The sequence below is a fragment of the Pseudomonas sp. PLMAX genome, assembly GCF_046042685.1.
Lineage (GTDB): Bacteria > Pseudomonadota > Gammaproteobacteria > Pseudomonadales > Pseudomonadaceae > Aquipseudomonas > Aquipseudomonas putida_AE.
The window spans coordinates 313,653-326,893 of record NZ_CP064949.1 but is presented as its reverse complement, the minus strand read 5'-3'; the positions used below and the strand labels follow the sequence as shown (position 1 = coordinate 326,893).

The 13,241-nt window shown below is 60.8% G+C and carries 11 protein-coding genes and 1 tRNA gene; 3 read left to right on the top strand and 9 right to left on the bottom strand.

Features of this window, described 5'->3' with window-relative positions:
- Positions 1-46 precede the first annotated feature (46 nt).
- The gene (locus DKB71_RS01515) at positions 47-1,033 is read left to right on the top strand and encodes a GGDEF domain-containing protein (RefSeq protein WP_408599447.1); all 987 of its coding nucleotides are present in this window, start codon (positions 47-49) and stop codon (positions 1,031-1,033) included.
- Positions 1,034-1,142: 109 nt separating this feature from the next.
- Here DKB71_RS01515 and DKB71_RS01510 read toward each other — a convergent pair whose 3' ends face one another.
- The 3 genes from DKB71_RS01510 to gabD all read right to left on the bottom strand — a co-directional run bounded on the left by DKB71_RS01510 (position 1,143) and on the right by gabD (position 5,415).
- Entirely contained in the window at positions 1,143-2,357 is a 1,215-nt protein-coding gene (locus DKB71_RS01510; protein WP_408599446.1) for an HDOD domain-containing protein, read from the bottom strand.
- Positions 2,358-2,494: 137 nt separating this feature from the next.
- Positions 2,495-3,772, bottom strand: a complete 1,278-nt coding sequence (gene gabT, locus DKB71_RS01505) for a 4-aminobutyrate--2-oxoglutarate transaminase (protein WP_274075035.1) — start codon at positions 3,770-3,772, stop codon at positions 2,495-2,497.
- Between the two features lie 200 nt (positions 3,773-3,972).
- Positions 3,973-5,415 (bottom strand): NADP-dependent succinate-semialdehyde dehydrogenase, encoded by a 1,443-nt coding sequence (gabD, locus tag DKB71_RS01500; RefSeq protein ID WP_046815380.1) that lies wholly within the window; start codon positions 5,413-5,415, stop codon positions 3,973-3,975.
- A 348-nt stretch (positions 5,416-5,763) separates the two neighbouring features.
- Here gabD and DKB71_RS01495 point away from each other — a divergent pair.
- Positions 5,764-5,840, top strand: a tRNA-Arg gene (locus tag DKB71_RS01495).
- Positions 5,841-5,918: 78 nt separating this feature from the next.
- On the opposite strand, the gene DKB71_RS01490 is transcribed toward DKB71_RS01495, so the two are convergent.
- The 5 genes from DKB71_RS01490 to DKB71_RS01470 form a co-directional block, all read right to left on the bottom strand.
- Positions 5,919-6,188, bottom strand: a complete 270-nt coding sequence (locus tag DKB71_RS01490; RefSeq protein ID WP_408599445.1) for a hypothetical protein — start codon at positions 6,186-6,188, stop codon at positions 5,919-5,921.
- Positions 6,189-6,208: 20 nt separating this feature from the next.
- Entirely contained in the window at positions 6,209-6,823 is a 615-nt protein-coding gene (locus tag DKB71_RS01485) for a hypothetical protein (RefSeq protein WP_408599444.1), read from the bottom strand.
- On the bottom strand, positions 6,820-7,401 hold the full coding sequence (locus DKB71_RS01480; protein WP_408601050.1) for an RNA polymerase sigma factor: 582 nt from the start codon (positions 7,399-7,401) through the stop codon (positions 6,820-6,822). The genes DKB71_RS01485 and DKB71_RS01480 overlap by 4 nt, the downstream gene beginning before the upstream one ends.
- Positions 7,402-7,430: 29 nt before the next feature.
- Positions 7,431-9,143, bottom strand: coding sequence for a vWA domain-containing protein (locus DKB71_RS01475; RefSeq protein ID WP_408599443.1), 1,713 nt, complete (start codon positions 9,141-9,143; stop codon positions 7,431-7,433).
- An 87-nt stretch (positions 9,144-9,230) separates the two neighbouring features.
- Entirely contained in the window at positions 9,231-9,794 is a 564-nt protein-coding gene (locus DKB71_RS01470; protein WP_408599442.1) for a YbhB/YbcL family Raf kinase inhibitor-like protein, read from the bottom strand.
- Positions 9,795-9,934: 140 nt separating this feature from the next.
- On the opposite strand from DKB71_RS01470, the gene DKB71_RS01465 reads away from it, so the two are divergent.
- A complete protein-coding gene (locus DKB71_RS01465; RefSeq protein WP_408599441.1) occupies positions 9,935-11,455 on the top strand; it encodes an FAD-dependent oxidoreductase in 1,521 nt (506 codons plus the stop codon).
- Between the two features lie 96 nt (positions 11,456-11,551).
- Here DKB71_RS01465 and DKB71_RS01460 read toward each other — a convergent pair whose 3' ends face one another.
- Positions 11,552-13,063 carry a YdgA family protein gene (locus DKB71_RS01460; RefSeq protein WP_408599440.1) on the bottom strand — a complete coding sequence of 504 codons (1,512 nt, stop codon included), beginning with the start codon at positions 13,061-13,063 and terminating at the stop codon, positions 11,552-11,554.
- Positions 13,064-13,241: the final 178 nt, after the last annotated feature.

The following is a 13,241-nucleotide window of genomic DNA, read 5'->3' as shown; positions in this document are numbered from 1 at the left end:
GCCGCTTCGAACCTGGAGCGACGCACGCCCTTTGAGATTTGTGTCGATGGTCAACAATCAGCAAGACTCATCCCCTGTGCAGTGGCCCGAGGCCGCGCAAACCCTGATGGCGCTGATGCACGCCCAAGGTGAGGTGGCGCGCCTGAGCGAGCGTGAACAGCTGTTCAGCACCTTGCTGGTGAGCGTCAACGCGGTGCTGTGGGCATTCAACTGGGAAACCCGCCAGGTGCTGTATGTCAGCCCTGCCTATGAACGGATTTTCGGCCGCAGCGCCGACCTGCTGCTGGCCGACTACAACCAATGGCGCGACAGCATTTACCCCGACGACCTCGAGTACGCCGAGCGCAGCCTGGCGGACGTGCTGGTCAAGGGTGCCGTCGAAGACCGCGAATACCGGATCATGACCGCCGACGGGCAGCTGCGCTGGCTCAGCGACAAGTGCTTCATCAACCGTCAGGCCGAGCCTGGTCAGCCGGTGATCATTGTCGGCATCGCCGAAGACATCACCGACAAGAAGCAACTGGAGTCCGAACTGCAACGGCTGGCGACCACCGACGCCCTGACCCGCAGCAGCAACCGCCGGCATTTCTTCGAAGGCGCCGAGCAGGAATTCGAACAGGCGCGACAACAGGGCACGCCGCTGTCGTTTCTCATGCTGGACATCGATGATTTCAAGGTCATCAACGACACCTATGGCCACCAGGAAGGCGACAACGTGCTGCAGCACATTGCCGACAGCGGCCGTGCAGCGCTGCGCCGCGGTGATCTGTTCGGGCGCATTGGCGGCGAGGAATTCGCCGCGGTGTTCCCCGGTTGCACGCCGCAGATGGCCCTGCAAGTGGCCGAGCGCGTGCAGCGGGAGATTCAGGGCTTGAGCTTCACCCATGATGGCCAAACGTTCGGCATCACCGTCAGCCAGGGCCTGACCAGCCTGACGGCCGAGGATGAAAGCGTGGAAAACCTGTTTGCCCGGGCGGATGCGGCAATGTACGAGGCCAAGCGCCAGGGCAAGAATCGCATCATCACCGCCTGAACGGCACGGTCCCTGTAGGAGCTGGCTTGCCAGCGAAAGCGGCGTACCTGACTCACCGCGCTGTCTGGATTCGCTGGCAAGCCAGCTCCTACAAAGGGCGGTGTAAGCCTTATTTTTTGCGCATCCTTACCAACTCCGGCAAGCCGATCTTCAGCAACCGCGCCGTCCGGCTATTGGCCAGCGTCTCAAGGCCCTCATGCTCGTTCAGGCGCGCCAATTGCGCCGCCATGTTCATCACCAGGGCTTCACGGGAGTAAACCCCGCCACCGAGCTGGTAAGCGGCTGCAATCAGCTGTCGCAGCTCCAACGGCAGACGCCAGCGGGTGCGCAACGCCGAACCGTAGGCGGCACTGAACTCGGCCAATGCCTCGCCCACTTGCTCCTGCTCGTCGAGTTCGCCACCGGCCTGTTTCCATTCCTGCAAACAGCGCAACAACGCCAGGTCGCCCAGTCGATGCAGCATGCCGGCGCAGTAGCAACGCGCCTGGTCCAGATCCAGCAAGCGCGCCAGCGTTCGCGCGTACTCGGCGGTGTGCAGCGACAAACCCCAGTAACGCTCGGCATAGTCCGCCAGCTGCGGATCGCTGAGCCGAGCACTGCGCTTGAGCGTCAGGCCCAGGATCAGGTTCATGCTTTGCCCGGTGCCCAACCGGTGCAGGGCCTGGGACAGGGTCTGCACGGCGGTGCCATGGTGTTGGGCGGCGCTGTTGGCGGCGGCGATCAGCACGGCGGTGACTTGCGGATCGGTGCGGATCTCGTCTTCCAGCACCGTCAAATCCAGGCCGTTGGGGTTGAGGCTGCGCTTGACCGCCACTTGCACGTCAGTCATCAGCGGCGCGCCCTCCGCCAGCTCGCGGCGGCGCTCAAGGAACACCGGCAAGGTCATGCCTGGCGCCAGCGCCGGCACTTCGCACGACACCTCTTCCCCAGCGTTGAGCAGCAACACCTGCAGGCGCTGGGTCAGGCTGGCCATGTTCAAGGGTTTGGTCAGGTAAGCAGCAGGGGCCAGCGGCAAGGCCTCACGCACGCTCGCACTGTCGTTGCGGCTGCTCATCAGAATGAACGGCAACGGTGGATTGCGCTTGCGCTGACGCACGCTGCGCAACACATTCAGGCCATCGACGCCTGGCAACTCCCAGTCGGCGATGACCAGGTCGTAAGGGTTTGACGCCAGCAACTCCAGCGCCTGCTGACCATCGGCACACAAATCCAGCCGTGCATCGCAGCGAACGTTCAACAACACTTCCTTGAGCAGATCGCGGGACCAGGGGTCGGCCTCGGCGATCAACACTCGCGGAATCGCGGGTAAAATGACGACTGTCATACAGCTCTCCCTGGCAATCCGTGAACCTTAAGCCAAAGCCGGCCACCGGATACAGCGCTAATACGCGGGTTGTGTTTTCGGGGGTATGAAAAAACCCGCCGAAGCGGGTTTTCTGTGAAGCAGGTCACACTCGGTGATCAGAGCTCGGAGAAGCACTCTTCGATGATCGCCAGGCCTTTGTCCAGTTGCTCGTCAGGCGAAGTCAGCGGTACCAGAACGCGCAGAACGTTGCCGTAGGTGCCGCAGGACAGCAGGATCAGGCCCTTGTCGCGAGCCTTGGCCACAACGGACGCTACAGCTGCAGCGTTCGGCTTGTGGCTGTCGCCGTTTTCGAACAGCTCGACCGCGATCATCGCGCCCAGGGCACGCACTTCACCGATCACCGGGTACTTGGCCTGGATGGCTTTCAGGCCAGTCACCAGACGCTCGCCGACTGCCTTGCAGCGGTCCAGCAGGTGCTCTTCTTCGAACACTTCCATCACGGCCAGGGCCGCGGCGCAAGCGATCGGGCTACCGGCGTAGGTGCCGCCCAGGCCGCCTGGAGCGATGGCGTCCATGTATTCGGCCTTGCCGCACACACCGGCCAGCGGGAAGCCGCCAGCGATGGATTTGGCGAAGGTGGTCAGGTCGGCAGCAACGCCCATCTGTTCCATGGCGAAGAACGTACCGGTACGGCCAGCGCCAGTCTGTACTTCGTCAGCGATCAGCAGGATGCCGTGCTGGTCGCACAGGGCACGCAGACGCTTCATGAATTCTTTCGGCGCGACGTAGAAACCACCTTCGCCCTGAACCGGCTCGATGATGATCGCGGCGATGTCTTTCGGCTCGGCATCGTTCTTGAAGATGCGTTCGATGGAAGCGATCGAGTCGTCGATGCTTACACCGTGCAGTTCGTTCGGGTACAGCGCGCGGAAGATGCCGCCTGGCATCAGGCCCATGCCGGCCGAGTAAGGCACGACTTTACCGGTCAGGCCCAGGGTCATCATGGTGCGACCGTGGTAAGCGCCGGTGAACGCGATCACGCCGGCACGGCCAGTGGCGGCACGGGCGATCTTGATCGAGTTTTCCACGGCTTCGGAGCCGGTGGTGACCAGCAGGGTTTTCTTGGCGAAATCACCAGGCACCTTGGCGTTGATTTTTTCGCACACTTCTACGTACGGTTCGTAAGCCAGTACCTGGAAGCAGGTGTGGGTCAGCTTGTTCAGCTGCTCGGTCACGGCCGCGATGATTTTCGGGTGCACGTGGCCGGTGTTCAGTACAGCGATACCGCCAGCGAAGTCGATGAACTCACGACCTTCAACGTCGGTCACGGTCGCGTTCTTCGCCGACTCGGCGAAAATCGGGTGAATCTGGCCAACACCACGTGGAACTGCATTGGTACGGCGGGCCATCAAATCAGCGTTAGTCTTGCTCATTACATTCCTCATTCGCCGCTCATCGGTCGGCGTGGTTCAAGGATTAAGCGGTGGGGAGGTAACTGAGGCAGCATGCGATGATCGACTGCCACAGCTTTCCCGACCACAGAGAAAATTCCGGTTTGAAGCAGCGCAAAGGGACAGCGCTCTCGTGCCCTTTGCGCTTGAAGCAATGCCTTGCCGGGCTTATGCCCTCGAGCTTAGATGCCCAGGCAGAGGTATTTGATTTCCAGGTAATCTTCGATGCCGTACTTGGAGCCTTCACGGCCCAGGCCCGAGGCCTTGATACCGCCGAACGGCGCGACTTCGTTGGAGATCAGCCCGGTGTTGACGCCAACCATGCCGTATTCCAAGGCTTCAGCCACACGGAACACACGACCCAGGTCGCGAGCATAGAAGTACGAGGCCAGGCCGAACTCGGTGTCGTTGGACATCGCGATCACGTCGGCTTCGTCTTTGAAGCGGAACAGCGGCGCCAGTGGGCCGAAGGTTTCTTCCTTGGCCACGGCCGCGTTGTTCGGCACGTTGGTCAGAATGGTCGGCTCGAAGAAGTTGCCTTCCATCGATTTGCCGCCGGACAGCACGGTGGCGCCTTTGGCAACGGCGTCGGCGATGTGTTCCTGCACCTTGGCCACGGCTTTTTCGTCGATCAGCGGACCAGTGGTGGTGCCGTCTTCCAGACCGTTACCGATCTTCAGCTTGGCCACGGCCACTTTCAGTTTCTCGGCGAACGCGTCGTAGACCGAATCCTGAATATACAGGCGGTTGGCGCAGACGCAGGTCTGGCCGTTGTTGCGGTATTTGGAAATGATCGCGCCTTCGACGGCCTTATCCAGGTCCGCGTCGTCGAACACGATGAACGGCGCGTTGCCGCCCAGTTCCAGGGACACTTTCTTGATGTCCTTGGCGCATTCCGACATCAGCTGGCGACCGATTTCGGTCGAACCGGTGAAGGAGAGCTTGCGCACGATCGGGTTGCTGGTCAGCTCGCTGCCGATGTCGCCGGCGCTGCCGGACACCACGCTGAACACGCCAGCCGGGATGCCGGCACGCTGGGCCAGTTCAGCCAGGGCGAACGCGGAGAACGGAGTTTGCGAAGCAGGCTTGAGCACCATGGTGCAACCGGCGGCCAGGGCCGGGCCGGCTTTACGGGTGATCATGGCAGCCGGGAAGTTCCACGGGGTGATGGCAGCGGTCACGCCGATAGGCTGCTTGATCACGATCAGGCGCTTGTCTGGCTGGTGGCCCGGAATCACGTCACCGTAGATGCGCTTGGCTTCTTCGGCGAACCACTCGATGAACGATGCGGCGTAAACGATTTCGCCCTTGGCTTCGGCCAATGGCTTGCCCTGCTCCAGGGTCATCAGGCGAGCCAGGTCGTCCTGGTTCTCGATGATCAGCTCGTACCAGCGACGCAGCTTGTTCGCACGTTCTTTGGCGGTCAGTGCACGCCAGGCCGGCAGCGCTTTGTCAGCGGCTTCGATTGCACGGCGGGTTTCGGCAGCGCCCATTTTCGGCACGGTGCCCAGAATTTCGCCCGTTGCCGGGTTGTTGACCTTGATCGTCTGACCATTGTCCGCATCAACCCAAGCGCCATCGATGAAGGCTTGCTGGCGGAACAACTGGGTGTCTTTAAGCTGCATGTCGGCTTTCCTTAACAGCACCGCGACAGGCGCGGAGCAAATTATGATTGTAGAAAGGCGCCTCAGTAGGCTGCCGTCAGGGAAATCATTCACCGGGCTGAAGCACATAAATAGCGCACTGATTCAAATCGTGCGGTTCAGCACCCAGACAAGAGCGTTTGAAATCTCAAACGAATCCTAGGATCAAAGGGGGTAAAGGACAATAGGCCGTTCGAAAAAAAGAACGAAAACCTCTTTTTTGCTGCAAATTTCTGATCAACGTAGCAAACGCAGGTTACGCTTTAAAAAAACACAGGCGATTCAGCAGCATGGACGCCTGCAACGCATATGAGTATCATGGCGCCCGCTGCACCAGTAGCTCAGCTGGATAGAGTACTGCCCTCCGAAGGCAGGGGTCGTGGGTTCGAATCCCGCCTGGTGCACCATACGTAAAAACGAGAAAGCCTCAGGCCGTAGGGTCTGGGGCTTTTTTGTGGGTCAAAAAAACCGCCTAAGCGGTTTTTTCATTCTGTCGTCCAATCAAACTCGTCGTATTCATCATCCTCGTCGTCCTCGAATTCTTCCTCTTCAAGAACGTCTTCTTCCTCAGCATTACCCTCTTCCTGCTGATTCAGCAGAAAATCCTTACGGCTCTCGGTAATTGCCCGCCGTAATTCCTCGCCCTTTTCCGGGCAGTTGAGCATTTGGGCGATGCGGTCGATTTTTTTTGTCACGGCATCCTCCAACGCATCGACTATGGCCCGATAGTGCGCGCTTTCGGGCCTTGATGCCAAATCGTCGAGCGTTGGGCCGATCAGTTTTTCTGCAGATCCTTGAGTCGGGCGCTGAGGTTTTCTTCGGGAAAGCGTTTGTGCAGGTCGGCCAGCAGTTTGTCGGCGGCTTGCTTGTGCCCGGTTTTTTGCAGGTGCAGCACTTCGCGCAACTGCTCATCCAGGGATTTCACCGGGGGCGCGGCGCGCTTGCTGGACTTGGCTTCGTCCGCCATGTCGGCGCTGAAGGATTCTGCTTGTGCCGGGGCTGCCGATTCCGCCATTGGTGCGGCGGGGGCCGGTGCGGAGAGCGCGCCAGCCGGGGCTTTGAGGGAACGGGCCTGTGCTGGCGGTGCTGGTTCGGCTTCCTGTTTGGCGACCGGTGCTGCGGGCGCGAAGTCGTAGCTGGGCACTTGCTCAGGCGTGCGCTGGACCATTGAGAGCATCAGTGCGATGCCGACCAGGCTGGCGAATGCCACTTGCCAGCGGGGTTGCTGGCAGGCGCGAAGCCAGCGTTGCCACAGGCCTGGCTTCGGTGCAGGCACTGCGCTGCGCGCGGCGGCCAGGATCGACGCGTCGAGATGCGCCGGGGGTTCGCCGGTGGCCTGCTCGCGGTAATGTTCTAGCGTTCGGTCCGTTGTGTGCTTGGCGTCAGTCATGTCAGTACCTCCTCGGCCAGCAGCCGACGCAGTTTTTGCTGGGCGTAACGCAAGCGGCTCTTGACGGTTTCCAGCGGTGTTTCGGTGAGGGTGGCGATCTGCGGCAAATCGAGATCGCTGTAGGCACGCAGCAGGAACACTTCGCGCTGGTCGGCGGGCAAGGCTTGCAAGGCGGCCTCCAGACGCTGGCTGTCACGGCTCAGGCTCAGCAGTTGCTCGGGATCGGTTGTGTCATCGGGCAGGGCATGGGCTTGTTCGTCATAGCTGTCGTGCAGCGGCTGATGGACGCCGTGTTTGCGCCAGTGATCGATCAAGCGGTTGCGGGCAATCTGGTAGAGCCAGGTACGAAAAGTCGCCCGACCTTGTGGCTGACTGCCGCTGCGGATCAGGCTCAGCCAGGTTTCCTGATAGACCTCCTCGGCGAGTTCCGCCCTGCCGCTCAACCCCAGCAGAAATCGGTACAAACCCTGGCGGTGGCGCGCGTACAGAATCTCGAACGCCGCGCCGTCGCCCTCGCGATAACGGGCCAGCAGCGCTTCGTCGCTGCTGGCCTCGGTGCTGCTTGCGGGCGCAAACAGCTGGCTGATGAACCCCTTCAATCGGCTCACTATTCAATCCGTCGGTCAGTGGCAGTTGGATTCGACGCGGTGGTGGTGCGCAGGCTCTGCGCCAGTTCCACCAATTGCACGAACTCGCTGCGCAGGCCGAAACGGTCATCGCCCCGGGCGCCGTGGGCCAGCGCTTCGGTGTCCTTGAGGCTGAACTCGCCGGTGTAGCGTCCGTCCTTGAGCTGTTGGGAAAAAGCAGCCACTGCTGCAGCAAAGCGCAGGTCATCGCTTGCTTTGCCAATCGGGGAATCAACGATCGGGCGTTCGATCAAGCGACTTTTCCCACCTTCCGGCAACTGATAACGCACCCGCAGCATCGCCAATTCGCCATGCTTTTCAGCAATAGCGGCGCCCGGTTGAGCGTAGCGCAGCGGTTCCAGCCAGCCCTTCTCACCCTTGGGGACAATTTCGTACAACGCAGTCACGGTATGTCCTGCACCGATTTCACCGGCATCGACCTTGTCATTGCTGAAGTCCTCACGTTTCAACGCACGGTTTTCATAACCCAGCAGGCGATACTCGCTGACTTGCGCGGGGTTGAACTCCACTTGCAGCTTGACGTTTTTTGCCACGACGGCAAGGGTCGAGCCGAGTTGATCCACCAGCACCTTGCGCGCCTCACGCAGGTTGTCGATGTAGGCGTAGTTGCCATCGCCGGCATCGGCTAGTTGTTCCATCAGGTGTTCATTGTAGTTATCCACACCGAAACCCAGGGTGGTCAGAGATACACCCGTCTTGCGTTTATCCACAGCCATTTGTTTGAGGCTGTCGAAGTCGCTGACTCCAACGTTGAAGTCACCGTCAGTGGCCAATAGAACGCGGTTGATGCCCTTGGGGATAAACGCCTGTTGCGCCTGTTGATAAGCCAGTTCGATGCCCGAGGCTCCGGCGGTTGAACCGCCTGCAGTCAATTGCTCGATGGCTGTACGAATCTTCGCTTTTTCCCGTCCGGAAGTGGGCTCGAGTACCACGCGCGATTCCCCGGCGTAGACCACCAACGACACCCGATCCTGATCGCGCAGTTGATCGACCAACAGTTTCAGGGTGCTTTTGACCAGCGGCAGGCCCTCGCGGCGATCCATCGAGCCGGACACGTCCACCAGGAACACCAGGTTCGCCGGGGCCAGTTCCGGGACCGCAAGGTCCGAGGCCTTGATGCCGATGCGCAACAGGCGCGTATGCGGGTTCCAGGGTGAGGCCGCCAGCTCGGTGGTCACGCCGAAGGGCGAGCCATCGGTGGGCAAGGCGTAGTCGTAAGGGAAGTAATTGACCATCTCTTCCAGCCGCACCGCTCCTTCCGGTGGCAATCGCCCCTGGTTGAGCAAACGGCGGACGTTGGCGTAAGCACCGGTGTCGACGTCGGCGCTGAAGGTCGAGACCGGTGTTTCGGTGACGCTGTGGATGGGGTTATCTGCCAGGGCCTGGTACTGCTCGCGCTGTTCGTCGCGATATCCCTGTGGATAAGCCTCGCCCGCAGGCATCGGCGCGAAGCCGGCCATCGGTGCGGGTCTGACATTGCGCTTGCTCATCGAGGCGTCAGCGTCGAGCAGTTCGTGTTGCACCGACGATTCGGTTTTCAACTCGGCCTGGGCCGGCGATGACACAGAGGCGGAATCGGGTTTGGACGACACACCGCAACCAGCAACGGCCAGCAACAGCCCGGCGGCGAAACCCTGGGCGAGCGGACGAAGAACATGCAGAGGGAGGGACATGGGGGCTGACCTCAGGAGGAAATTGATCCATTCATCCTGTGAGACGGACAGCCCGAACGGTTGGGGTTAACCCGCGCTAAAAAATCTTCAGCGGTGGTAGCGCCGTACCACGCTGCTGTTTCTCAGTACGTGACCTTTGATTTTTTCCAGCAACTGGGTGCGCGTCAGGCCGGCCGGCAGGGCATCCGGGGCCAGGTCCAGGGCGAAGAGCTGGATGATGTAGTGATGTGCGCTGTCGCCAACCGGTGGGCAAGGGCCGACGTACCCTGTCGTGCCTTTGCTGTTGGTGCCACTCACGCCCTCGAACGCGGACTTGGCGCCGACACCCGCCGCAATCTGGTGGGTGCCGGCCTTGATGCCGTAATGCACCCAATGATCGACGCCCTGGCCTTTTTGCCCGTCCGGGTCGTGCATGACGATGGCGTAGCTGAGCGTGCCTGCAGGGCCGGCGTTCCAGTTCAGCGCTGGCGAGACGTTGTGCCCACCGCACCCCTGGGCATCGCTGGCGGCGGCCGCGGTGAACAGTCGGTCATCCGAGACGCCTGGGATGTTCAGGGTGAAACGCTCCTGGGCCGCCTGTGCCGGAAATTGCACGCAAAGGGCGACTGCTGCGGCCGCCAGCCAAGGGGTCAGAGAGGTCAATCGGGTCATACCGGGAGCACCTTGTGCGGGTGGGGCCGAGGTCGGCGAGCAAACTATAGCCGGACCGTTCGCGCGGTGGCAGTGGGAATTGGATGAACCTCGAGTCAAGCGCCAGACTCTTAATTGAAACGCCGGTCTGGAGAGCAATCATGACCCTGCATCGCGTTGCCCGTGCCGCCGATATACCCGAAGACCGTGGCCTGGAAGTCAGCGTTCAGGACAGCAAGATCCTACTGCTGAAAGTCGGCGATCAATTACGCGCCTATCAAGGCGAATGCCCGCACGCCGGGGCGCCCCTGGCCGAAGGCGCATTCTGTAATGGCCGGCTGACTTGCCCGTGGCACAAGGCGCAGTTTCGGATCGAGGACGGCGGGTTGTGCGAGCCGCCCGCCCTGGACAGCCTCAAGCGTTACCCTCTCGAAGTGCGTGACGACGAAGTCTGGGTGGGCGATCAACCGCTGCAGGACGCCCACACCCCACCGGCCGATGACGAACGCGTCTTTGTGATTGTAGGTGCGGGTGCCGCGGGCACGGCGGCGGCATCGGCCCTGCGGGAAAAAGGATTTGGTGGCCGGGTGCTGCTGATCGACCGCGAAACGGCGGGTTATGACCGCACGGTGCTGAGCAAATTCGTGATCGCCGGGCAGACTCCACCGGATGAAGTCCCCGCCTTGCGCGATGAAGCGTTCTACGGCGAGCAACGCATCGAGCGGATCAACGCGCAAGTAACGAGCCTGGATGCTGAAAACCGGGCAATGCAATTGGCCGACGGCCAGTCACTCGAATATGACGCTGCGTTGCTGGCCACAGGAGGCATTCCCAAGCCACTGGAGTTACCCGGCGCCGATCTGCCGCAGGTCTTCGTATTACGCTCCAGGGACCATGCCCGTCGGATCCTGGATAGCGCCAAACCCGGTCAGCGCGCAGTGATCATCGGCGACAGCTTCATCGCCATGGAATCCGCTTCAGCCCTGCGTCAATACGGTCTGGACGTCACGATCCTGGCCCGGCAACCGGTGCCTTTTGCCAAACAGTTCGGCGACAGCGTCGGCAAGGCGATCCTGGCCCTGCATGAGGCTAACGGCGTGGTGTACCGAACGGCGGGCGAAGCCGTGCAGATCGAAGGAACAACGCGAGTCGAAGCCGTGCGGCTGGATAATGGTCAGCGTGTACCGGCAGACCTGGTGCTGGTTGGGATTGGCGTTACCCCGGCGACCGTGGCGTTTGCCGATCTACCGAAGGAAAAGGATCAGTCGTTGCTGGTTGACGGCGGAATGCGCGTGACCGACGGGCTATGGGCCGCTGGCGATATCGCTACCTTCCCCCTCAACGGTCAGCCGCAACGCATCGAACACTGGCGTCTGGCGCAACAACAGGCGCGAATCGCGGCGGCGAACATGCTCGGTGGTGATGAACATTACCTCGATGTGCCGTACTTCTGGACCTGGCACTTTGGCAAGAACTATGACTACCTCGGCCATGCGCAAGGCTGGGATGAAGTCGAGTTCAAGGGTGATCCGAACAACCCGCCCTTTATCGGCCTGTTTGGAAAAAACGGTGTGGTGACGGCGGCGGTGGCCTGTGAGGAAGAGCGCACGATGGCGATGCTCGCCGAACGCATGAAGCAGCCGTTGCCCGTGGACGAGGCGTGGCGGTTGATTCGCGGTTGAATCGGACCTGTAGGAGCTGCCGAAGGCTGCGATCTTTTGATCTTCGGCGATACCAAAATCAAAAGATCGCAGCCTTCGGCAGCTCCTACAGGGTTCTTATGGCTCCTGGGCTACGCCTGGGCCAGCGAATTTGCTCATCACGAAGCCGACAAACTCCTCGACGGTCATTTTCTGGCCGTTGAATTCCACCTGGTTATTGGCGTAATGCAGTTTGCTGACGACGTTGTTGTTGTCCAGTTTTGCCAGCTGCGAGCCGACCGCCATGCTGCTGAACATATCGGCGGTGGCAGTGGCCTGATCGGCAACGAGCTTGGCGTCGGTCTGGCCGTCGATTTGCGACTGCACGGTGAGGATGTCGACGAGCATCGGCTTGGACACTTTCAGGTTGACGTCCAGCAACGCGATCATCTGGCGGACCAACTGGTCGGCGGGCAAGTCGATGGACTGCGGCTTGGTCAGGTTCAGCACCAGGTTGGCGCGGCTTTCGCCATTGGCAGTATTGAACGACAGGTTCTCCAGGGCCACCTGCGGGCCGGCCGCCAGCAATTGTTCCAGACCGGTTTTAAGCTGCGCCTCTTCCGCTTCGGTCAACTTCAGCTCAGGAACCGGTTGACCGGCCTCGGCAGCTTCGGCGGCGGCCTGCTCATAGGGTTGCAATTTTGTCTGGTAGATCTGCATCAGCGACAACGTCGCCGGGATGTCGAGGTTCTTCAGGCTCATGGCCAGCTGGGCCGAACCCACGGCCTTGCCGTTCAGGGACACTTCGGCAATCTTGTAATCGGCACGCCCGGAAGCGCTGGTACCCGATTCCTCGGTGTGGTTCTTCATTTCAAAATTCTTCAAACCCAGCACTGACTGCTTGGGGCCGAAGGTGGTTTTGCTGTTGCTCAGCTCGACGGTGTTATCGCCGGTGTAATAACCGTAGGTGCTTTTTGCCAGGTTGCTGGCCAGGGTCAGACCACTCAATTCGACCTGCACCGGTGTCTGGTCTTCGGCGACGGTGGTCAGCTTCAGGCTGTCCATGTAGCCGTCGGCCTTGACCTTCTGCGCCTGGGCGCTGGCCGCGACGTCAACTTTCAGACCGGAAAACTTCAGGCTGGACTTGTCATCCAGTGCAGTTTCCAGCGGCAGCAATTCAAGCGTGCCGTTGGTGGAATTGTCGTAGCCTATGTTGACCACCCCCTTGAGCGGCGAAGCGTCCTTGGTGGCGGCGAACCATTTTTCCGTGAGCGGGGTCTTTTCCAGTTCATAGTGACTGGTGGCCATGACCGGCAACCACTTCAGCGATACCAGGCGCGAGAACGGCAGCGGGCCGTGTTCGATGTGGTCGACAAACAGCAATTCGACCGGGGCCTCGCCGAACATTTCGCCCTCTCCCTTGAGGCGATAATGCGCCGTGCTGCTGAAGACATGGCGTTCCAGGGATACCAGCTCCAGCGAGGCGGTGCCTTTGTAACCGACCATGGCGGCCTGCAACTGCTTGTTGGCATCCGCCAGGGAGGTGTTGAGCACACCTTCGATCTTGGTGCCGGTGAACCAGGCGCCGCCGGCGCTGATTGCACCAATGGCGACAACGATTCCCAGGAGCACGCCTGCTGATTTATTCATGAATGACCTGTTCAATGTCCGTTGTTGAAGGTGTGGTCGTCTTCCCTGAACCCTTGACGGGTGGCGGTCACGACTGCGCTGAAAGTGGGGTGCAGGTTAGCATCAGGCATGCAGGGCAGCCCAATGGTTAACGGTGAAAAAGTGTCTTGGCGAACACAAGATCGCCTTCGCTGGCAAG